Below are 23617 nucleotides of genomic sequence, written 5' to 3' on the forward strand. Positions count from 1 at the left end.
CATATGAGCCTCAAGAAACGTTCCATCACCCTACACGGACATAGAACGAGCATCACGCTGGAGCCGGAGTTCTGGTCTGGGCTTGAAGACTTTGCGCGAAGTCAGGGTAAAAATATTACCGCGACCATCGCCTCAATTGATGATGAGCGAAACCCGGAAAACAACCTCTCAAGCTGTATCCGCGTCGCAGTGCTCAAACACTTTCAGACCCAACTGGTCAGTTAACCTGCAGCAGGCGACCACCTGGCAGCTCAATGAATTTTGGCGCTCCCCGCTCATCAGTCTGCAAATCCGGCAGTGGTCCACGCAAGACCTGATTGTCATTGCCGGCCTCAAGCACACCAAGATTTTTCGGAGCACCTGACTGGATGATAGGCCCAAGCAGGTCAACCTCTCCCGCTGGCACAGTCGCCTCGTTCACGCCACCAATGGTCACCGGAGTTTCCAATGCAGGTAGGCTGGATTTCGCGCGCGGTTTGGGTGGATCAACAATTGCAACAGAGGGGCTAACGGGCTTTTTTGCAGTGGCGTCTCCGTCAAGAACAGACCGAATACGCGCACTAAAGTCCTGTACAGTGCTCTTGTTGCTCTCAGCATCGGCCTTGGCTTGCGCTTCAGCAGCAGCTTTAGCCTCTGCGGCAGCTTTCGCATCTGCCGCTTTTTGAGCTTCCTCAGCCCGCTTCACAGCCTCAACAGCTTTCGCCTTGCGCGCTTCTTCCTCAGCAGCCAAGCGGGCGGCACGGGCTTTCGCCTCTTTGTCTGCCTGCGCCTGTTGCCTACGTTCAGCGGCGGTGGCAGCTTCAGCTTGCCGAGCCTTTTCCGCGTCCTCAGCAGCCTTCGCTTTTTGGGCGGCTTCTTCTTCCCGCTTTTTCTTCAGCTCATCAAGCATGCGCTCTTGCTCAGCAATCTTGCGCTGCTCTTCCTCAATGCGTTTCACATTCAGTTCAATCGCACGAAGATTGAGATAGGAGAGCAAAGGCCCCGTATCCAGCTTGCGCACTGGGTTTTCCAGCGGACCAGAATACAAGATAGCGACCTGAGGCTCCGCACCCGCAACCTTTTGCGCCTCATCACGGGTCTTCATGGAAACATCGCCCGTCAGCGCCCACTTCTCCAGATCAACAAGCGCAGAGCCAAACAGCGTGGTCCCGGCAGTATCAACGGAGATGTTACGCGCCCGGATCCGCCCACTGGCAATGCCCAGGGACCCGTCAACCCGGTTGAACGATATAGAGCCCGCATCCAGATGGTCCGCAAAGGTGTTTTGAATAGCAGCCTCATCCAGCTCAAGACCCGCATCAGCTGCCTTGATCACAAGGTCAAAGGCCGCTGGGTTGATCCGGCGAATTACACCATCAGTAACGCTGAAAGTACCACCACCTGAAAGACCAGCCACAAGGCCTGAGATTGTGCGTCCGCTTCCTTCAAACTCAGCAATCGCCTGCAGCTTACCTGTTGCTAAAGCGCGACCTTCATCAGTCCAGGCCAACTCTTCAAAATCAACATCATCCAGCCGGAACCTGCCAGAAAGGGTCGCTTGTCCCTGATCCCGCCGCAAATCAAAGGCACCAGAGAACTCGCCTCCTGCAAACCGGCCAGTCCCTTCATTGATAGACAGCTGATCCGAACGTAGCCGAAGCTGACCACTTGCGGCGTCCAGTCGGAACTCATCACTGAACAAAGCACGGTCACTCTTCACATCAAGGGTCAGATCCACACCATCAGCAAGGCCTTGCCCCAGCGCCTGCGAGGACCACACAGAATCTTCCTGAAGCACACCGGCCCAAACATTGGCTCCCAGCAGCAGCTCACTCAAACTGCGCATATCAAGCTCAGACAGTTCCAGTTTTCCGGATGCTTCTAAAGGTCCACCTTTTTTCAAAGTACCTTCAAGATCACCAGACAGATCCATATTGGCCAGTTGGCCTTTCAGATCTGAGAGTTTGAAGTCCCGCCCGCGTCCTTCAAGCTGACCACTCAGGTTCGCTTTGAGAGGACCGGAGTAAATTGGATAAATCTTGCCAAATGCCAGTCCATAATCCGCCAGATCATCAGACTGCAACGCAACCTTGGCAGACCAGACAGCAGCAGACCGGTTCGGAACCCGTACGGTCCCATCGGAGAGGATCTTCAACCCAACAAGGTCACTGGAAAAACCAAAGGCCAGTTGATCGCGCGGACTGCCAGACAAGGAAAGACGAACCTCTCCCGGTTGTAGTTGCGTGATTGGGATAGCCTCAAACCCAAGCTGTCGAAGCACTTTGACGCCATCTTTGCCACCAAGCGTCATTTCCGCATAAAGGTCACCTTCTGCGAAATCATCAATGCGGCCTTCAAAGGTGCCATTCAAGTCCAGATCGCTGACGCCAACCTCACCAAAAAGGTTCAAAGACATATCCGTCCGCCCCTTCTCAGCATAGGCAGAAAGCTCAGCTTTAAGGCTAGCAGGTGCAAGATCCGGAGCAGCTGTTTTCAGACGCTCAATCAACGGATGGTCAGGTGCATATTCTTCCAAAACAGCAACCGCTCCAGTCAGAGACGATGCTGTCAGCGTGCCTTTGATGTTCCCCTGTGGTGTCGTGCTCAGGTCATCAATGCGGCCCTTCATATCAATGTAAGCACCAGCAAAATCACGGATTTTCAGCTGCTCGATTGAAAGCGCATCCCGGCTCAGGCTCGCACTCACGGCCATGCTTTTTGCTTTCACGCCACTGGCAACAAGCTCATCTGCATAAAGCCGCATGGACATATCAACCGCACTGGGTTTGATCTTCTTACCCGTAAACGCTTCCACATAACGCTGGATTTCATCCAGATTGACGCGGTCACTATCCATATCGACGGTGATCAACGGGCTGCGATCAAGCGGATGCTCAAATGAAATCAAACCAACACTGCGCACATCTCCGGCATCAATCCGCAAATCAGGCAGTCGCAGAGCACCGGAACCAGCTTCAACACGGCCTCTCAACGCAACAGGAGACAGACGTTTGGATGCATCTTTCCGCTCTCCCAACCACCAATGCGCCAGCTGATGTGGCTGACGGGAAGAAATTTCCCAGTCTCCCTGATAGCCAGCAGAACCGCGCAGCTCCAGATAACCACTGGTCTTGAAGAGGCTACGACCCGGCAACTCACCAGAGAGCTCATCAATCTTCCAGCCTGTACCAGTCGATTCAAGTAAGGCACTCAGATTGGAAACAACAGAACCACCCGCCACCACAACAGGCACGGTCAGGTCCATATTGCCTTTCACATCCAGCAGAGGCAGAGACTGTAAGCCGCCAGCCAGTCGCGTAAGAACAGCATCAGTCGGAACCAGCGGACGCTGCGGCCCACCACCAATCATCCGGTCCAGATCAACCTGCTTAAACTGAGCAACAGCCTGAAATTCTGGCTTTGGACCAAAACTATAAATACCGCCACCTTCAGCGGTAATCGGGCGATCTTCTGAGCCAAGACGCAATGTGCTCTCAGTCAGTTCCAGTCGCTCACCGTCCAGATTGAATTTACTCTTCCCGGCCCATTCCAGCGCATCAGAGCCTTCACTGACAACAGATTGAACCTCGGCATCTCCGTAATAGGAGACCACACCGTTCTGGTGTGTCAGGAAACCATCAGTTGAAAATTGAGCTGCAACATTTGCAGGAGACACCTGCGTCTTAACCCTGATCTGACCATTGCGCTCAACACGGCCACTGCCAATTTTCAGCGTGTAAGGCACACCTTCATAAAGCATCGCGCCTTCCGCTTTGAAAGGCCCCTGCAAACCGCCAGCATAAAGCTCAAGGTTCGCATTGCCTGCGCGGCGTACTTCTCCCGTCCGTGCATCAGTCAGTACGACAGAACCATTTTGAACGCTCACGCCTTCCAGAATAAGCGAGGTTGGGTCAATTTCAGAAATAACGGAACGGCGGGAGTTGGTTTGCAAAACATCAAGACGGCCTTCCTCATCAAGAGAAAGGTTAAGCTCCGGCTCGTTGAGTTTCATCTCAGTGACGTGCACTTCTCCGCGCAAAAGCGATGGCAATTCAATACGACCTTCAAATCCTTTGATAGTCATCAACGGATCTTCGACAGCACCAACACGAACGTCAGAGAGCTTCACGTAGGGAGCAGGCAGCAGCTGGACATCGGTCTCACCGAGGATCGTAACCTGATGCCCCAGAACTTTCTCACCATAGCTTTCAAACAGGGAACGATAAGCTGACCAATCGATGACCAAAGGGCCAACAAGCGCGATGACCAGCGCCAAGATCAAAGTCCCACCGACGGTGATGTAAACCGAATTCAACGTTAAGCTCCTTTACCCACTTCGAACCTCACGCCTTGCCGCGCTGTCCGCCTATGAGCTGCATGCAAACACTTGTTTGTCTATGTGAATTACAGCAGGAACAAGACGACAGCAACGACTTAAGGCAATGTTTCCGAACGGATCGAAGCAAGTGCGTATTTATGGCACTTCTTTACTCGGTATCTAAGGCAACAATCTTACCTGGGTTCATAATATTCAACGGGTCAAGACTACGCTTGATCGCAGCCATCACAGCCACCCCTGCACCATGTTCCTTAGGCAGATACTTCATCTTGCCCTGCCCCACACCATGCTCACCAGTACAGGTTCCGCCCAGCTCAATCGCACGATAGTTCAGCCGTTCAACAAACGCCTCAGACTTGGCAATGTCCTCAGGGTCAGTTAGGTCCGTCAACACAAGAACATGAAAGTTGCCGTCACCAACATGGCCAACTATCGGACCAATCAGGCCATTTTCTTCGATATCATCGTGTGTAGCCGTCACACAATCGGCCAGACGAGAGATTGGCACACAGACATCTGTCGACAGTCCGGTTCGCTCAGGTGCCAGACCAAGGCCAGCCCAATAAGCGTCATGCCGCGCGGCCCAAAGCTTGTTGCGCTCTTCAGGATCGGTCGCCCATTCAAATTTTTTCAAAGAGTTTTCAGCCGCAATCTCACCAAACCGCTCAGCCTGTTCTCTCACACCAGCCTCAGAGCCGTGGAATTCCACAAGCAGCAACGGTGATTCTGGCAAATCCAGCTTTGAATAGGCATTAACGGATTGGACGGTCAGTGTGTCCAACAGCTCCATACGGGCAACGGGAATGCCATACTGCACTGCCTCGATAACCGTGTTGCAGCAATCCGCAATGCTATCGAAGGAGGCAATTCCACCTGAAATTGCTTCAGGTATGCCCTTCAGCTTCAACGTAATCTCAGTGATCACCCCAAGTGTGCCTTCTGAGCCAACCATCAAACGCGTCAGGTCATATCCCGCAGACGATTTCTTGGCACGGCTTCCAGTCTTCACAATGGTCCCGTCAGGCATGACAACCGTCAGCGCCAGAACCATATCCTTCATCGTCCCATAAAGCACCGCATTGGTGCCAGAAGCCCGCGTCGCCGTCATGCCACCAATAGTGGCATCAGCGCCCGGATCAATCGGGAAAAACAAGCCAGTATCACGCAAGTAAGCATTGAGCTGCTTGCGCGTCACACCCGGCTGAACCACACAGTCCAAATCCGCTGCATGAACTGAAACAACCTCATTCATCTGAGAGAGGTCCAGCGAGATACCGCCCCCCGGTGCATTCAGATGCCCTTCGAGAGAAGAACCACTGCCAAACGGAATGACCGGCACACGCAGGTCAGCACAAAGCTTTACGATTTCAGAGACTTCCTCAGTCGACTGTGCAAAGACAACAGCATCTGGCGGCTGGTTTGGTAGCCATGATGTCGTATGCCCGTGCTGCTCCCGCAAGCTCATGGATGTCTGGCAACGGTCGCCAAACTTCTCATTCAAGAGCGCAATCGCTTTGTCGATCCCCTCGGCATTGCGTGTAACATTCAGCTGCATCCCCGTCAGAGACATGACAGACCTCCCTTATATTCCAGATACTTCCCCCCGGAAGCACACCTCCAAGCATATAGTCGAAACTTCGAGACACGACTCGGCATTTATTGGAATTATAGTATTCTGCGTGGTCAGCATTATTGAGCTTTTAGCAAGACGATTGCCACACAAGCCAACTGACCTGAAGAAGCTCCTTAAGTGTTTCTCAGTGCTTATCGAAAATAATGATCCAAAATCAGATGATCAGAGCATATCCTGATTGGCGTTTGCCGGGGAATCTCGTTAAAGACAATGCCAATCATTCATTGTCGTATCGCTTAATCTATTATGCCTAACCAAGCTAACCCGCTGAAAATCGCAATGCGCATAGCCTATAAATGGGTCGAACCTAACTTACGTTTGTTCATGTCATCGCGGCTCCCGCTTGTCTGGCTCCTTGCGTTGATCATCGGGGCAGCTGTGGGCGGATCTGCGATCCTGTTTCGCATTGGCATTGGGCTGGTCCAATGGTTATCACTCGGCACCGTCTCCGAACGCATGATCAGCGCGGCAAACGCTCAACCATGGTATGTCATTGTTCTGGCACCTGTAATAGGCGGCGCAATTGTTGGCCTCCTGCTGCAAACGATCCAAAAGAAGCAACGTGCCGGCGGCGTAGCAGACGTGATTGAAGCACGGGCTCATGGTGGAACCGGCCTGCCCTTTTGGCCCGGCCTCAGCTCCGCACTCATCACAGTCATCTCACTCGGCAGCGGCGCCAGTGCTGGCCGTGAAGGCCCCATGGTTCACCTAGGCGCCACACTCGGCACCTCGGTCTTCTCCAAACTGAAACTCCCTGATTCAACAATGCGTATCCTGCTTGCTGCAGGTGTCGCAAGCGCAGTCTCCGCAAGTTTTAACGCACCAATCGCAGGCGTATTGTTCGCTCATGAGGTCATCCTCGGCCACTACGCAATGTCTGCCTTCGTTCCAATCGTGCTCTCATCAGCCATGGGAACGCTCGTGTCTCGCCTCTATTTTGGCGAAGCAGTAGCCTTCATTCTGCCCCACTACCAGATCAACACATATTGGGAATTCCCGGCTTTTGTGCTGCTCGGCATCATCTGCGCGATTGTTGCCATCTCGTTCCAGTTTGCATTGATCGGCTCAGACTGGCTTGCCAGAAACATCAAAATGCCAATCTGGCTCCGCCCGATCATCGGCGGCGCATTGGTTGGCTCAATCGCTGTCTTCTATCCGGAAATCATTGGCGTTGGCTACGAGGCAACCGATGGAGCGCTCAACTCAGAACTGCCGCTCACATTGATGCTCTCGCTGCTCGTCGTGAAAACAGTAGCGACAGCCATCACGCTCGCCTCGCGCTTCGGCGGCGGCATCTTCTCACCCTCGCTGTATCTGGGCGCGATGACGGGTGGTGCCTTTGGTCTGATCGCGGCAAATCACCTGCCCGAGATGGCTTCCAGCCATGGGCTCTACGCTATTTTAGGCATGGGAGCGGTCGCCTCAGCCGTCCTTGGCGCACCAATCTCAACCACCATGATCGTGTTCGAACTGACAGGTGGTTACGAGTTGTCCATTGCTCTGTTGATCGCTGTCTCCATCTCAACGGGCCTCAATCAGGCAATCCATGGCCGGTCCTACTTCCATTGGCAGCTGGAAATGCGTGGTGTCATGTTGCAAGACGGTGCCCACAAATGGCTCGTCCGCATCGTTCATGTTGAAGATTTCGCGGACCCGCCAAGGCCGGACTCCGATACCACCTTCGACCCAGAGTCAGAAGAACCGTTTCTTGCACCGCTCGACACGCTCGAAAAAGCGCTAAGAACCTTCGATGATGCAGGCAAGTCCACCTTGCCCGTCATTGACCCCAAGAACCCAGCGGAAGTTATTGGTTACGCAAGTCACGTGAAGGCTCTGCGTTACTTCAATTCAGCTCTCATTCAGGCGAATGTTGAGGAGCACCGCTAGCCAAACCCCAGATAATCTCCATTGACCCATCCGTAAAAAACAGCAATCTCATTCAAGACATCCTTGTCTTCGCTGGATAAATTGGGTCTATGAAGCCGGTTACTCAAAAAATTGCCTTAGAAGCAACTCCGCTCAATTCGGGAGAGAACGCACAATTCTGGTGTGCGCCTCGCTTTGATGGGTTGGAATGTCTTGCGGCAAGTTTCAGAACCCATGTTTACGAACCTCACACCCACGACACGTTCGTTGTTGGTGGCATTCTCTCGGGCTGTCAGTGCTACTGGCAACGCGGACAGCAGATATTCGCAGGTCCCGGAGATCTGGTCTTCGTCAACCCATTCGAGCTTCACGACGGTATACCGGAGGGCTACGGCTACACCTACCGGATGACCTACCCCAGCATCTCATTGTTGCAGAAGATCGCTGAGGATCTGACGGACAAGCCACAAAGCGGAACGCCGTTTTTCCCGGAGGCCTGTGTCCATGACCCAGAGCTCTGTCAGGAATTCGTTGAAGCGCACAAGTCCATACAGAACCGCTCCATTGATCTGGAAGCCGAAGAACCGCTCTATATGATCTTCGCCAAGATGCTCGCAAAGCACGGCAGCTTCACTGACAACATCACCGGATCAAAAGATCCCGTCGCAATCAAACGAGCGCGGGAGTATCTGGAAGAAAGCTTCATGGGCAGCGTGCATCTGGATGATCTGGTGAACATCTCAGGCCGCTCAAAGTACCACCTCATCCGCTCCTTCAAGAAAGCGACAGGACAAACACCGCACGCCTACCTGACGGATGTGCGGGTACGAAATGCCAGACGCTTGCTCGTGCGCGGAACCTCTCCAAGCGAGACCGCATCACTCTGCGGCTTTGCAGATCAGGCTCACCTCACGCGGCAGTTCAAATCCCGTGTTGGCACCACGCCAGCAGCTTTCCAGCGATCTGTGATTTCCATTTAATCACAGCGGCATACCAGAAGCGCAATTTCATTCAAGACGACATCGGCCTCTCTGACTTAAAAGCACTCCATGCTCTGGAGCGAATTCTTGTCGTTTGATTCAATTCAATCAAACGACAAGAATTCGCTGAAAGTAAAGAAATTAGAGCGTGAGGCGTGAATGCAAATGAGCGCAACAGGCTCTAGGAGGGTTTTGTGAAAAGCAATCAGAACAAATCAGCGATCAACGCTGGTCCCAATGAATTTTTCCTCGGTGTAACAACATTCTTCCCGTTGATTTTCGCCGCGACACCCATCGGCCTGTTGTTTGGCGCGCTCGCAGCACAAAAGGGCATGTCTCCTTTGGAAGTCCTGCTGATGGGCTCCTTCGTGTTTGCAGGCGGCTCTCAGTTTCTTGCGCTGGATTTGTGGGCCGACCCACTCCCGTGGCTCACCATTGCCTTCTCCACTTTCCTGATCAACCTGCGCCACGTGCTTATGAGTGCGTCCCTTGCCCCCAAACTCGGCCATTGGACACCCCTGCAAAAATACCTTGGCTTCTTCATATTGGCCGATGAGGTCTGGGCTCTGTCTGAACAGCGCGCCATCAAGCATCACACCACTTTCAGCTTCTATCTCGGTGTTGGCCTGACCCTGTTCATCACCTGGCAAGTCGCAACAGTGGTCGGAAGCCTGATAGGCGCAGTCATGGGCGACCCATCCCGCTACGGTCTGGACTTTGCGTTCACCGCTCTCTTCATCTGTCTGGTCATGGGCTTCTGGCAAGGCCGCAAAACTGGCGTAGTCCTCGCAGCGAGCGGTTTAGCGGCAGTTCTCACCCATAAGTTCGTTCCAGGTGCTTGGTACATAATCGCTGGCGCAATCGCAGGCGTCATCGCCGCAGCAGTCCAGTATGACGAAAAAACCAACGGGCTCCGGAAACCTGCGGAGGCACTTCAGTCATGATATCAGAAGTCTTCGCAGTTGATCCGCTTGTCCTCTTCACCATTGTGGCAATGGCAGCAGGAACCTACCTGACCCGCATCGCAGGGCTGGTGCTGACAAAGTTCGTCACTTTCTCAGGCAGAACTGAGGCAGCCTTGCAAGCCGTTCCGTCAGCAATCCTCATGTCGGTCGTGGCCCCAACAGCTTTCGCAACCGGCATTGCAGAGACCGCAGCAACAGCCATCACCGCGATTGCAGCCCTGCGCTTGCCAATGCTCGCAGCCATGACACTCGGTGTTGTCAGTGTTGTCGTGCTCAGAATGGCACTCACTGTCATCTAAACAAAAACCCCGCTCCATGAAGCGGGGTTTTCTTTAACCTAATAAGAAGCAGGAGCGGCTCAGGAAACCGGACGGGTCGCCTCTTCCAGCCATGCTTTGGTCTCACCATCCAGCAGAGGTCCAACCAATTCCCTCACACGAGCATGGTAAGCATTCAGCCAGTTCAGCTCAAACGCGGAGAGAAGCTTGGTATCCACCATACGCAGGTCAATCGGTGCCAGTGTAAGCGGCTCAAAACCGAGCATTTTCTGATCACCACCCTCAATGGCAGCAGCAGGCGTCACCAGCTCAAGGTTCTCAATCCGGATGCCGTACTCATCAGCCCGGTAATAACCCGGCTCATTGGAAAGGATCATACCCGGCTTCAGCGCGATACTGTTTGGAGCTTTGGAGATCCGCTGCGGACCTTCATGCACACCCAGATAAGAGCCGACACCGTGGCCAGTGCCATGGTCAAAGTCGAGCCCCTGCTTCCAAAGATCGATACGAGCCAGAGTATCCAGTTGTGACCCAGTCGTCCCAACAGGAAAACGCGCGGTCGCAATAGCAATATGGCCCTTCAGAACAAGCGTAAAGTGCTTGCACTGCTCAGCAGTCACAGCTCCAACAGCAAGCGTACGTGTGATGTCAGTCGTGCCATCCTCGTACTGCGCACCGGAGTCGATCAGATACACACTATTCAGCTCAATCGGCAGATTGCTATCGTTGCTCACACGGTAGTGACAGATCGCACCGTGAGGACCAGCCGCTGAAATAGTGTCGAAAGAAATGTCCTTCAAAGCACCCGTCTCACGGCGGAACTCCTCAAGCTTTTCAGCAACAACAACTTCAGTCAGGCCACCAAGAGGCGCCGTCTTCTCAAACCATGCAAGGAAGCCAGCATAGGCAACACCGTCACGCAGGTGCGCAGCTTTTGTGCCCTCGATCTCAGCTTGATTTTTAACAGCCTTAGGCAGCAGAGTTGGCTCCTGCCCTTCCACAACATGGCCGCCATTGTCAGCAACCGCATCATAAAGAGCCTGACCCGCAAGACCGGTATCAATGAGCACCCGTTTGCCTTCAGCACCCAATGCTTTCAATGTAGGTGCAAGTTCTGTCGGTCCTGCAATATCAGCAAGAGCGCTCAACTCATCACGCACTTCATTGGAAAGCTTGCGCCCATCAATAAACAGCGATGGCTTGCCGTTGGTCGGTACCAAAGCAAAAGACAGTGGCAGCGGCGTATGCATCACATCGCTACCGCGAATGTTCAACAGCCACGCAATGGAGTCTGGCTGTGTCAGAAGCGCTGTATCCGCCTCTTTTCCAGCAATCAACTCACCAATACGCTTGATCTTGTCTGCAGCACTTTCACCAGCAAACTGCATCCCGTGCATTTTCACGGCACCAAGCGGCGCTTCCGGGCGATCACTCCAAACGGCATCGACAGGATTGCTTTCAATAGCAACCAGCTGTGCACCAGCCTTTTCACAGGCAGCTTTCAGGGAGCGCACCTGACGAACAGGATGCAACATCGGATCGTACCCGATCTTCTGGCCTTCTGCCGCATTCTCACGAAGCCAGCCCGTCAGCGGCTCATCAATCAGATGACGATAGGCAAACGCCTCTTCGTCTACCTGATCCCGCACCTGAATGGTGTAGCGGCCATCAATAAAAACAGCTGCCTTGTCACTGAGAACACCAGCAATACCAGCAGAGCCGGTGAAACCCGTCAGCCACTCAAGGCGGCAGTCACTATCAGGAACGTACTCACCTTGGTGAGCATCTGCCCGCGGCACCAAAAAGCCATCAAGCCCACGCGAGGCCAGCTCGTCTCGCAGAGCGGCCAACCGAACCGGCCCACGAGATTTATCATTTATTGTGTCAAAGCTTTGAAACATGCCGGAAGGCTAATGCCGATCGTCACGCAACTCAACCACACAAACACGGCTCCTAAGAGGAATTTATACTCTCAATTCAGGCGATGAGGATACAGAAGTACACAATCCATGCGTTATACGCAGATCTGCTATGTACTCCATGCAATTTCAGATCATGACAATACAGAGATATGCAAAAAACGCATAAGTGTCATGCGAAACTATCTCTTTTTTTACAAACTAAAATAATAGATAACTCCTCTTGTCGACGGGGCGCTTCCCTCCCAAAGCAAACCGGTGGATCACACCTCCTCTCAAAGTGATCTGCATGACAAAAATGGCCGGCATCCATCAGCTGCTGATAAAGCGCTAGAAATGCCACTCATACAGCTGGATACCTCCTCCCAGTATCTAGCAAGCTAAGCAAATTCCTCCCAGTTGCTTGGCACACAAAAAAACCTTTGCTTCCCCGGCAATTTCCTCCCAATTTGCCGGATCAGGAAGCAAAGGTTTTTTGTTTTTTTGCATTTCAATCAGACATCAAAAAACCCTCACTGCATCAGCAATGAGGGTTCAGAATTATTGCAGCGTATCTCCGAAAAGTGGAAACCGGTTTTCGGAGAAAGATACGCAAAAACAAAGGCTAAAGCAGTTCATGCGTTTCCATTTAAATCCGAACTGCTTTAGCAGTCTGTCAGACCTTATGAGTCCCAGTTGCCTTTTGCAAAGGTCAGCGTCAGCCATCCTTCAATCTCGCGGCGATGCACAAGCTTCAATCCCTGCTGTCCATACGCTGAGATGATCCGTGGACCATGCTCAATCCGCAAGCCGGATAGAACCAGCGTAGACTTATGCGCAAGGTGAGCGCACAGTTTAGCGGACATCTGCATCAACGGTCTTGCAAGAATATTGGCAACAACCAGATCAAACGGGCCAAACTCATTAAAGCGGCGGTCATCTACACCAGCACCGGTAAAAGCTTTGAAGTGAGGCCCTACATTGTTCTTACGCGCATTATCAATCGCAGCTTCCACCGCAATCGGATCAATATCGGTCGCCAGAACTTCAGAGCTGGTCAGCTTAGCAAGTGCAATGCCCAGAACACCCGTTCCGGTGCCTAAATCAAGCATGCGGTGGTATTTGTGCCGCTTCAACAAGCGCTGAAGCTCCAAAAGGCAACCTTCAGTCGTACCATGGTGACCGGTGCCAAAGGCCTGCGCCGCTTCAATCTCGATACCAATGTCAGACTGGCCGACAGCATCACGATCATGCGCACCATGAACGATAACCCGATCCGCACGAACCGGCTTCAAACCTTCAAGGGATTTGGCAACCCAGTTGATGTCAGGCAGCGCCTCAACTTCAGCAAAGCTTGGAATAACGCCGCCTTCAAACTGATCAAACAAACGCATTTCAACCAGATTGATTGCGTCATCAACCGTAGATTCCAGAACCAGCACTTCTGCGGTCCAAGTTTTTCCGTCCTTGGAGCTTTCAAAGACGGCAACTGGGAACCCGTCATCTTCAAAGCGCGCCTCCATAATATCGGAGAGTGCTTTTGCTTCAGCCTCAGGTGCCGGAATGCGAACCCGGATCGTGTCCATGCAAAATCCCTTAGTTACGATGAGCTATCAAAACTCAGTGAAAACCTTTGCCTAGGCGTATAGAAGGTGCAGCAACGAAAAGCCAGTACTCACGAGGTTTTCTCGCGCTCTGCCGCATATTCGCAGGGAACAAGGCTAAGTATTGTTGAACCAGCAATCGGCATCGCAGGCTTGGTGCCATTCAGCGGTCGAAGCTTCTTGGTCGGGTCTATCAACATCAGCACAATAGCCGTCTCTGGCAAAGCCTCCTGAAACTCGGTCCAGCCATAAGTATCTGTCAGCTCACTGGCTTTGATGAACCAGCCTTCACGGATCTTCGTTTCAAGGTCGTAATAGCTGTGCTCTGGTGTCAGGAAGGGACGACCACCAAGCGTCACAACTCGGCGAAACTTTTCCTTCTCGCTTTGCTCTTCTGAGGGTGCAAACTGATACACCTCCCCTCGCCCCATAAGCGGTCCAAAGTTTGTAGTCACCAGCGCGTTGTAATCATCATTGTCGGTCACAGCGAGCAAAACGCTGTAATTTTCAAGCGGAAGCTCGTTCTCAACTTCCTCAGAAAGAACCTCACCATAATGGTTCGCAAGCCCGGCATTGCGCGAAAGCCGCAGTTTACCCCAGTTGCGATCAACGGTAAGGCTCGGAACATCCAGCGTTTTCAGCTTGGTCGCAAGCGCTACGCTAAACCGGCTCGCCCCAACAATCAGCAATCCCGGCCCCGTATGGCTGGAAAGCCCCAGCCATCGTGCAAATGGCCCAAGCGAAAACCCGTGTGCGAACACAGTTGCAACCACAACGGCAAACGACAAAACCGCCAACCGCTCTCCATCAGGAGCCCCATGCTCAACAAGCGACCTTGCAAACAAGCCGGAAACCGCAACAGCCACAATACCACGTGGCGCAATCCACCCAACCAGCAAACGCTCTTTCCAGCTCAGATGAGCGCCAATGGTTCCAACCCAAACCGAGATAGGCCGGATCACGAACAACAGCACCAGAACAAATGCCAAATCCTCCAGCCCAAACTCCGCAAGACTGCCCAGCTGAACCGAAGCAGTCAGCACAATAAAGACTGAAGACACCAGAATGATCGTGACCGCTTCCTTAAACCGCTTCAGCTCTTCAAGACTGGCAAGACGAGAGTTACCAAGCACCAGCCCAAGAACCGTCACTGTCAGCAGACCAGATTCTTCCAAGACCAAATCAGAAAGTGCATAAGCGCCCATCACGCTCACAAAAATCAGCGGAACTTTGAGAAACTCAGGAACGCGGCCACCGACAAACAGCCAGATCAATCCACGCCCCAGCGCCCAGCCACCAACGCCACCAATCAACAACCCAGCCAAAGCCCGGATAGCCAGGACCCAGAAACCATGGTCCCCGTGATACACGAGGTAGCCCTCAAACATGAACACCGCAAGCAGCGCTCCAAGCGGGTCAGCAAGGATTGCTTCCCAGCGCAGCAGTGAACTCACCCGTCGCTCCAACCGCGCCTGACGCAGCAGGGGAATAATTACAGTAGGACCGGTAACAATTAGAATTGCAGCGAATACCAATGCCGAAGGCCAGCTCAGCTCTGCAATATAATGGGCATTCAGCGCGCCCAACAAAAACGCGATAAAAGCGCCCAAAAGAACGAGCCGCCAAACCGCTTTCTCAACACCGCCAATACGTTGAAAATTAAGGGAAAGACCGCCTTCAAACAGAATAACGGCAACACCAAGCGCAACGGTTGGACGCAATAAATCACCGAACAACGCAGTTGGACTGAGAACACCTGTGGCAGGACCAATGAGAAAGCCAGCAACAAGCAGAAGAACGATCGCAGGCAAAGACCATCGCCAGGCAAGCCATTGTGCACCAACGCCTGCCACACCAATCATCGCAAGCGCGAGAACCACCTCATTCATTGCTATCTCCCAACACAACTTAGAAGAGAGATAGCACAATCTACCCTAAAGGTAATTAACGCTTGAGTTGCAGCTTATGCCCGCTCAACAAAGCTATCGAGCACTTTCTTTTGGCCAGCTTTTTCAAAATCGACGGTAAGCTTGTTCCCCTCGATATCGCCGATCAATCCATAACCAAACTTCATATGGAAGATACGCTCACCGATCGCAAAATCACTTCCTGCCTCAGTCACGCTTTTGGCAACCAGCTCGCCTTCAATGGTCATCGGACCAGCCTTCTTGGCACGGCGGCTCTGGTTCCCACCATGCATTTTGCCATACTGCTGACCAGACGCCTGCGCTTTACGCGCCCGCTGCCAACCCGGCGTAGAGTACTTGCTTTGGAAGGGATCACTGTTGTCAAACCGGCTGGCACCGTAACCACCACCAGCGCTATTCAGACCATACCCACCATAAGAGCTGGAAGCCTCAACAACCTCAACGCTGTCTGCAGGCAGCTCATCAAGAAACCGCGAAGGAATGCAGGACTGCCAGGACCCATGAATGCGGCGGTTGGAGGTGAACCACACCTTCACACGCTTGCGGCCACGGGTAAGACCCACATAGGCGAGGCGCCGTTCCTCTTCCAGACCAGCTTGTCCGGTCTCATCCAATGCCCTCTGGTTCGGGAACACACCTTCTTCCCAACCGGGAAGAAAAACCGTATCAAATTCAAGGCCTTTTGCAGAATGGAGCGTCATAATCGAGACCGCATCCTCTTCCGCATCACTATCTTTATCCATCACCAGCGAGATGTGCTCAAGGAACCCAGCCATGCTCTCAAACTCTTCCATGGAGCGGATAAGTTCTTTCAGGTTGTCCAAACGCCCCGGCGCTTCCGCAGACCGATCCTGACGCCACATCTGAGTGTAACCACTCTCATCAAGAATGATCTCCGCCAGCTCTGTATGGCTCATGGTCTCAACCTGATTGCGCCAGTTCTCCAACATGCCAAGAACATCCGCCAGCGCAGCACGAGCTTTCGGACGCAGCTCATTGGTCTGCACCAACTCTTCCGCAGCGATCATCAGCGGAATAGCGAGTTCCCGTGCATAAGCATGAACGATTTTCAGCGTAGCTTCACCAAGCCCACGCTTCGGCGTGTTCACGATACGCTCAAAAGCCAGATCGTCTGACGTCTGCATCACACAGCGGAAATAAGCCAATGCATCGCGGATTTCCATGCGCTCATAAAAGCGCGGGCCACCAATAACGCGGTAGTTCAAACCAAGCGTGACGAACCGATCTTCAAACTCACGCATCTGGAAGGACGCACGCACCAAAATGGCCATTTCATTAAGGGAATGCCCATGGTTTTGAAGGGCTTCAATCTCATCACCAACAGAACGAGCTTCCTCTTGAGAATCCCAGGCCGAGGTGACTTGTACCTTCTCTTCTTCCTCAGAACCCATCTGGTCAGTGAAAAGGGTTTTACCAAGCCGGCCCTGATTGTGCGCAATCAGATGAGAAGCTGCGGACAGGATGTGACTGGTCGAGCGATAGTTCCGCTCAAGACGAACCACAACAGCTCCCGGAAAGTCCTGCTCAAATCTCAGGATGTTATCAACCTCAGCGCCACGCCAGCCATAAATGGACTGGTCGTCATCACCAACACAGGCCACGTTCGGATTGCCCTGCGCCAGCAAGCGCAGCCACATGTACTGCGCGATGTTGGTATCCTGATACTCATCCACCAGCATATAACGGAAGCGATGCTGGAAGCTCTTTAAAACATCATCATGCTCTTTGAAGATCGTGATGCAGTGCAGCAGCAAATCACCAAAATCACAGGCATTCAGAATAGAAAGCCGTTCCTGATAAGTCTCATATAGTTTACGCCCCAAGCCATTAGCAAAGGCCTGTGCGTCACCAGCTGAAATCTGTGAGGGTGTAAGCCCGCGGTTCTTCCAGCTGTCCAGCAGCCCGGCAAATGTTTTTGCAGTCCAACGCTTTTCATCCAGACCTTCCGCCTGAATGATCTGCTTGATCAAACGAACCTGATCATCCGTATCCAGAATGGAGAACGAGGACTTCAACCCAACAAGCTCAGCATGGCGGCGCAAAATCTTCACACAGATCGCGTGGAATGTACCGAGCCACGCCATGCCTTCAACGCCATCACCAATGTAAGCGCCAATACGCGTTTTCATCTCGCGGGCAGCTTTGTTGGTGAAGGTTACAGAAAGGATCTGCCCCGGAGTGGCGTGCCCCGTTGCCAGAATATGCGCGATACGTGTTGTCAGAACACGGGTCTTACCTGTCCCGGCACCTGCAAGAACGAGCACCGGTCCATTGATCGTTTCAACAGCAAGTCGTTGTTCTGCATTCAATCCTTCCATATAGGCTGGGGCGTTGGTTTGCCGTGCAGCCATGGCCCTCGCTGCGATACCACCTGCCTTGGGCTGTGGTGCAGCCAGAGGATCAGCAGGGTGAGCAAGTATTCCGCGATGAAGTGGGCCAGAAGAGTTTGCCATTGAGCTCGTTAGATCCTTTGAACGCATACCCCTCTCAAATCAGAGGGAGAATCTCCAATACTTAACGAAGAACAATATAGCAACAACATTGAAGAAGCGAGGCATCAGCAAAGAGATACACATCGTTTTGTAGGGCAAGGCATCTTCACTCAGTAACTCTTGCCTCACGCCAGCTTTGCTCTGTGATGTTTTATCAAGCTTGTTCTGAGTTACTTGAAATCCGGGAGGCCCTTTAGTGTTTTAAAGAGGAAGTATGCGTATACCTGCCAACGAGAATAACTCAGCTTAACAATGGGAATATCTTCACTTCCGAAAGACAAACAACACTGTAACAACCTGAAAGAAAAACTATGAATACTGGTAAGTTACACATGACACGTCGGAACGCCCTCATTGGCATCTCCGGTTCTTTACTGGCAGCACCTGCTCTGGTTTCCTCCGCCCAGGCCAACCACCACGGCTCCACCGATTACACCAACAAGACGCTGACAATCAGCCCCTTCTCACTTGCCATCAGTGAAATGGCGACAATGAAGGCCAGCAATCCATTGGTGCGCCAGTTTGCAGAGCTGGAAAGCGAAGAACAAACAGCGGTCTCAAAAGTGATTGAATCCACAGGCGCCACGCCTCCCCCGCGTCCCGCCGCTCTGGAAGACATCTACAAGAAGCTGGAGGCCGAAAACGGTGAGGATTTTGACCGTCTGTACATCTCCGCTGAAATCACTGGTCATGAGGACTTGCTGAAGGTTCAATCACCGGAATCCGGTAAAAAGCCTGTGAACGTGGATGTGGCTACAGCAACCATTCTGGTCGCTTTCATTCATACCCATCTGGCGATGCTGGCAGAGATCCGCAAGCAAATCGGTTAGGCAACTCATTCAAACATCTCAGAAAACACCAGTGGCGCGCTCCGGCCCCAATGGTGTTTTCCTGACAAATTCAGCCAACCCATCGATCACATCTTCAAATTTGGCTCAATTATCGCTGTCTCTCGAGAGATCTTGCTAAGATTTCCTGCCCACTCTCTTAGTCACGGATGTTGCTTCTGGAGAACATCTGACCGCAACTGGAATGGAGCTTGAGATATGCCGAAGGTCATTTGCAGATATAAGAACTACGATGATTTCTATAAAAACCGCACAAGCATCTGGGCTGAAATCAGACGTCGGATGAACATCCACGCGACGGACACTGCAAGCTTCGACAAACTCATTTTCCAGGGCAAAGCAGCCAACCGGCTGACCTACGACAATCATGTTGAAGACGCGCCGGATATGAAGAAAGCCAGAACGAACATTGCCGCACTTGAAAAAGAGAAAGCAAGAACCTTCCGCTTTGTTCAGGCCTCCAAGTCACTGGAAGAGGATATCTCGACAAAACACAAAATGCTCAAAGTGCTCGAAAGCCAGCTGAAGCAGCAGGAAAAAGACCCCAAAACTGATCCCAACTATCGCGATACAGCGAAAGAGCTCAAAAAGCTGCTCAAGCTCCAGCCTGCAGTCAAAAAGAAGATCCAGGAATACGACAGTGCTCTGAAAGCACTTGAAAAAGCTGAAGCAGACTACGACCCGCTGAAGAAGCAGGTTGAAAAAACCATCCCGATGAGCGTTCAGACAGACGGCAAAAACATGATGCTCTATATCGGCGGACGTGCCGAAGCATCTGTCCGCCTAAGAGCAACATTGGCGCAGAAGTAGGTTTTGCCGCAAACCTGCGAATGCAGCGAGAGGAGCCAAACAGCTCCCTCGCTTTTTAATTATTGATCGCCAACCAGCTCGAACCAGTCATCCTCTGAGATAACCTGAACACCAAGGCTCTGTGCTTTGGTGAGCTTGGACCCAGCCTTCGGACCCGCGATCACCAGATCAGTTTTCTTGGAAACAGAACCAGACACTTTCGCACCCAAACTTTCCGCACGTGCCTTCGCCTCATCCCGGCTCATGCGCTCCAAACTACCTGTAAACACAAGTGTTTTTCCAGCAACGGGACTGTCAGAGCTATCAGCAACAACCACATCAAGCGGGGTGATCTGATCAATCAACGCAGCAAGCGCGTCGCGGTTATGTTCCTCTGCAAAGAACTCGACCAGAGCATTGGCAACCGTACCGCCAATTCCGTCAATGTCATTGAGTTCACGGTAAGCTTCTGAAGTTGCATCAGTTGCTGCAATCATGGCATCAGAAAAAGCACTCCAGGAGGAATACGCCCGAGCCAGAAGCTTGGCATTTCCTTCACCAACATGGCGAATACCAAGCCCGAAAATCAAACGGTTCAATTCAATTTGCCGTTTGCTATCAATAGCTTCAAACAACTTGCGCGCAGAAACAGCACCAAATCCTTCACGAGACCGCAGTTTATTGAGAGACCCCTTGTCCCGTTCCGCTAACGTGAAGATGTCCGCTGGTGTGCGAATACCACCTTTATCCATGTCATATTCGTAAAACGCTTCCACCTGCTTCTCGCCCAATCCTTCAATATCAAAGGCATTGCGAGAAACAAAATGCTTAAGCTTCTCAATCGCTTGCGCTGGACAAATCAATCCACCTGTACAACGGCGAATAGCATCAACCTTGCCAGAGTTCGGATTGACTTCGCGAACGGCATGAGAACCACAGGCCGGACAGTTCACGGGATACTCGAACGGAGCCGAATCCTCAGCCCGCTTACCCAAGTCCACATCCACGATTTGTGGGATAACGTCACCAGCACGCTGGATAATCACCGTATCACCAACACGGATGTCCTTGCCATCTCGGATGGGTTCACCATCCTGACCAATGCCTTTGATGTAGTCTTCATTGTGAAGAGAGGCATTAGAGACCACAACACCGCCAACCGTGACAGGTTCCAGCTTTGCAACCGGAGCCAGAGCACCCGTTCGTCCCACCTGAATTTCAATGGCATTGAGCGTTGTAAACGCGCGTTCTGCCGGAAATTTATGTGCAATCGCCCAACGCGGTGAGCGCGATACAAAGCCAAGGCGCCCCTGCAGATCCAGCCGATCCACCTTGTAAACCACGCCGTCAATATCATAACCAAGACCGGAGCGATCCTCCTCGATACTATGATAGACGCGCAAGAGTTCCTCAGCGCTCTCACAGCGCTTCATCAGCGGGTTGATCTGGAAACCCCACAGTCCGAACAGTTCCACCATGCCCATCTGTGTCTCAGCAGGAACCTCACTCATATCCCCCCAGGCATAGGCGAAGAACTTAAGCGGACGTGTCTTGGTGATCTCGGAATTCAGCTGACGCAAAGACCCTGCCGCCGCATTCCGCGGGTTTGCAAACACCTTGCCGCCATTGGCTTCCATACGCGCATTCAGTGCCGCAAAGTCCGCATGGCTCATGTAAACTTCGCCGCGCACTTCAACCACATCCGGCACACCCGCAGGCAACACCTGCGGAATATCCTTAATGGTCAGCGCATTAGCTGTCACATTCTCACCAGTGGTGCCATCACCACGGGTCGCTGCGTAAACCAGTTTGCCGCTCTCATAGCGCAAAGAAAGGGAAAGGCCATCAATCTTCGGCTCAGCCGTCACCGCAAGTGCGCCCATCAACGGATCATACTTTAAGAAGCGGCGCACTTTGCCAATGAAGTCCTGCACATCCTCGTCAGAAAACGCATTATCCAGCGAGAGCATCGGCACGGCGTGAGTGACCTTGCCAAAGCCTTCCGCAACAGCACCACCAACCCGGTTGCTTGGGCTGTCTGCGCGCACCAGTTCCGGATGAGCAGCTTCCAAAGCCTCGTTTCGGCGGCGCAACGCATCATAGGTCGCATCATCAACAATCGGCGCATCTTTGGTGTGATAGGCTGCATCATACTCAGCTATCAGCCCCGCCAGCCGCTCCAGCTCCAGCGCAGCTTCGTCCGCGTTCAGGGCTTCAATTTCTTTTTGAGAGGTATCAGCAAGGCTCACCGGTTTACTCACCTGTTTAATCATCAACTAGGCATTAGTCTTATCGCCACCGGGAATAACACACCAGCCAGAACAGTTAGGATTTAGACAGGAATTACTCTGGACCCAAGAAAAGTTGGCCCACGACTTTGCGCAGTTTGCGTTGCTTTGTGTGATTTAGCGTTGATCTGCGTTTTTTACGTGAAACCTGCGTTCCTATGTAACGGACGGCCAAGGCTCAGGTTGTCCCGAGCCCTTCATCCTTTTCACGCTCATCAGAAAGGGAGTTATCCCCCTCCTCTGGTTCATCCCCTACACTAACTTGCATCTGATCAATACCAACCATCCGCGTCAACACAGCAGCCAACGCCAGCGCGGTGAAGATTGGCCCCACCGGGAAGCCATGAGCCGCCAGCGCAATATTGACGATTGGCAGAAGATAAACCGCAAACAAAAGGAGCGGCGCCACAAACGGGGAATCTGCATCATCATCAAACAGACCAGTGCGTGTCGCATAAAGGTAGAGCGCAGGAGAAAGCACTGCATAGTCCCAGAGGAACAGGAAAGGCGTTGCCAGCAAAACACACAGCGTCACCGCAAGATTACGGGCAATCGGTTCACGCTCACGCATAAACAGCCAGAACACCACCACGAACGCCAGAACAGTGAAAGGCAATTGCACCAGATATCCAGCCGTCGCAGAAAACCCGAGCGCCCGCATCGCCCCAAACGCAGATGGGATCAGATAAAGGAAGCTGCCCTCACCCTGGTCCATGACTGTTGCCAGCAAGGACGGAACCGTATCCAGATAGATCCACCAAAGACCAGACCCAAAAAACACAGCAGAGGCATCAACAAGGAACGCCACTGTCGCAACACACGCGCACAGCGCGATGATACTGCGATGGGCAATCAATATGATCGGGATCAGCATGAACAATTCAGGCTTGATGGAAACACACCCAAGCAACACACCCGCCCACGCCGGATGCCGGTCCAGCAAACGCAGCCCGCCATAAAGGAACCCACCCGCCAGCATGCCAAACTGGCCGTAAAACAGGTTCACCAGTGTTGCAGGAGCAAAAATGAAAAAGGTGAACGCACGAATAGGCGCTTTACGGCTGAAGGCGACAGAAAACGAGAGCAAGGCTCCCATCCCCATCCAAAGGCTATAAGCTTGGAGATAGGTCAACCCAGACAGCGGAACCAGAAAGACCAGCAGACTTGGCGGATGCACCCACGCGTAAAAGCCGGAGCCACCAGCAACATTGCGCTGTACTTCATCATAAAACCAGCCAAAGTCATAAAGCTGCGCAGCTTGCCCCGCCACTGCCATGCGAGAGGCAAGCAGGAACTGGTAGAAGTCGCCCCCCACCCTGCGCAGATCGAATCCGTCAAGGCCCATCACCGATCCAAACAGATACAGCGGATAAACCACCACAATCAGCAGCAGCGCGATGACAAAATAGATCTGTAAGCGGGCGAACGAGATAAACATCTACCGGCCTCCATCTATGCATATCCCCGTAAGTGGTTCCGGTTTTCGGATGAGAATATGCGCAAGTATAAAGTCTTGGTTGCCGGAGAGTTTAGAAGATACCAAGTTAATTATTTGAATACGCTACGTAATTTAAGAATATCTTAGGGAAATGAAACAATGTTTTCCGAGAATTCGAGAGCAACGACAATAACCTCAGGACTCCTTAAAAATTTAATAGTTATTAATCTTACAACCTGACGATAATGATATCACCAGAAAAATTATTAAG

The 23617-nt window shown here is 52.4% G+C and carries 15 protein-coding genes; 7 read left to right on the forward strand and 8 right to left on the reverse strand.

The features are described from left to right. Positions 1-3 precede the first annotated feature (3 nt). Positions 4-225 (forward strand): ribbon-helix-helix domain-containing protein, encoded by a 222-nt coding sequence (locus PsWM33_RS20630; RefSeq protein WP_063289922.1) that lies wholly within the window; start codon positions 4-6, stop codon positions 223-225. On the opposite strand, the gene PsWM33_RS20635 is transcribed toward PsWM33_RS20630, so the two are convergent. Together PsWM33_RS20635 and PsWM33_RS20640 are read right to left on the reverse strand one after the other, a co-directional pair. Beyond that, a complete protein-coding gene (locus PsWM33_RS20635) occupies positions 218-4294 on the reverse strand; it encodes an AsmA family protein (RefSeq protein WP_063301489.1) in 4077 nt (1358 codons plus the stop codon). The two genes, PsWM33_RS20630 and PsWM33_RS20635, sit on opposite strands and share 8 nt — an antisense overlap. Positions 4295-4466: 172 nt before the next feature. Beyond that, positions 4467-5888 carry an FAD-binding oxidoreductase gene (locus tag PsWM33_RS20640; protein WP_063301490.1) on the reverse strand — a complete coding sequence of 474 codons (1422 nt, stop codon included), beginning with the start codon at positions 5886-5888 and terminating at the stop codon, positions 4467-4469. Between the two features lie 309 nt (positions 5889-6197). On the opposite strand from PsWM33_RS20640, the gene PsWM33_RS20650 reads away from it, so the two are divergent. The 4 genes from PsWM33_RS20650 to PsWM33_RS20665 all read left to right on the forward strand — a co-directional run bounded on the left by PsWM33_RS20650 (position 6198) and on the right by PsWM33_RS20665 (position 10061). Then, complete coding sequence (locus tag PsWM33_RS20650; RefSeq protein ID WP_063293886.1) at positions 6198-7838, forward strand: chloride channel protein; 1641 nt, start codon at positions 6198-6200, stop codon at positions 7836-7838. 89 nt (positions 7839-7927) lie between these two features. After that, entirely contained in the window at positions 7928-8797 is an 870-nt protein-coding gene (locus PsWM33_RS20655) for an AraC family transcriptional regulator (RefSeq protein WP_057465742.1), read from the forward strand. 194 nt (positions 8798-8991) lie between these two features. Continuing rightward, positions 8992-9741 (forward strand): AzlC family ABC transporter permease, encoded by a 750-nt coding sequence (locus PsWM33_RS20660; protein ID WP_063298180.1) that lies wholly within the window; start codon positions 8992-8994, stop codon positions 9739-9741. Continuing rightward, positions 9738-10061 carry an AzlD family protein gene (locus PsWM33_RS20665; RefSeq protein WP_063301492.1) on the forward strand — a complete coding sequence of 108 codons (324 nt, stop codon included), beginning with the start codon at positions 9738-9740 and terminating at the stop codon, positions 10059-10061. Before PsWM33_RS20660 ends, PsWM33_RS20665 begins: the two co-directional genes overlap by 4 nt. A gap of 59 nt (positions 10062-10120) precedes the next feature. On the opposite strand, the gene PsWM33_RS20670 is transcribed toward PsWM33_RS20665, so the two are convergent. From PsWM33_RS20670 to PsWM33_RS20685, 4 genes are all read right to left on the reverse strand, one after another. Then, complete coding sequence (locus PsWM33_RS20670) at positions 10121-11941, reverse strand: aminopeptidase P family protein (RefSeq protein WP_063301493.1); 1821 nt, start codon at positions 11939-11941, stop codon at positions 10121-10123. Positions 11942-12621: 680 nt separating this feature from the next. Continuing rightward, positions 12622-13524, reverse strand: coding sequence for a 50S ribosomal protein L11 methyltransferase (locus tag PsWM33_RS20675; protein WP_063293890.1), 903 nt, complete (start codon positions 13522-13524; stop codon positions 12622-12624). A gap of 89 nt (positions 13525-13613) precedes the next feature. Next, a complete protein-coding gene (locus PsWM33_RS20680; protein WP_063301494.1) occupies positions 13614-15431 on the reverse strand; it encodes a cation:proton antiporter in 1818 nt (605 codons plus the stop codon). A gap of 74 nt (positions 15432-15505) precedes the next feature. Beyond that, positions 15506-17944 (reverse strand): ATP-dependent helicase, encoded by a 2439-nt coding sequence (locus tag PsWM33_RS20685; RefSeq protein WP_063301495.1) that lies wholly within the window; start codon positions 17942-17944, stop codon positions 15506-15508. Between the two features lie 371 nt (positions 17945-18315). On the opposite strand from PsWM33_RS20685, the gene PsWM33_RS20690 reads away from it, so the two are divergent. Next, a complete protein-coding gene (locus PsWM33_RS20690; protein ID WP_208982004.1) occupies positions 18316-18813 on the forward strand; it encodes a DUF4142 domain-containing protein in 498 nt (165 codons plus the stop codon). Between the two features lie 216 nt (positions 18814-19029). Then, positions 19030-19641: a hypothetical protein gene (locus PsWM33_RS20695; protein WP_063301496.1), complete on the forward strand. Its 612-nt coding sequence runs from the start codon at positions 19030-19032 to the stop codon at positions 19639-19641. Positions 19642-19700: 59 nt separating this feature from the next. Here PsWM33_RS20695 and ligA read toward each other — a convergent pair whose 3' ends face one another. Both ligA and PsWM33_RS20705 read right to left on the reverse strand, forming a co-directional pair. Then, positions 19701-21869 carry an NAD-dependent DNA ligase LigA gene (ligA, locus tag PsWM33_RS20700; protein WP_063301523.1) on the reverse strand — a complete coding sequence of 723 codons (2169 nt, stop codon included), beginning with the start codon at positions 21867-21869 and terminating at the stop codon, positions 19701-19703. Positions 21870-22086: 217 nt separating this feature from the next. Then, entirely contained in the window at positions 22087-23346 is a 1260-nt protein-coding gene (locus PsWM33_RS20705; RefSeq protein WP_063301497.1) for a glycosyltransferase family 87 protein, read from the reverse strand. Positions 23347-23617 lie beyond the last annotated feature (271 nt).

Source organism: Pseudovibrio sp. WM33, assembly GCF_001623165.1.
GTDB lineage: Bacteria > Pseudomonadota > Alphaproteobacteria > Rhizobiales > Stappiaceae > Pseudovibrio.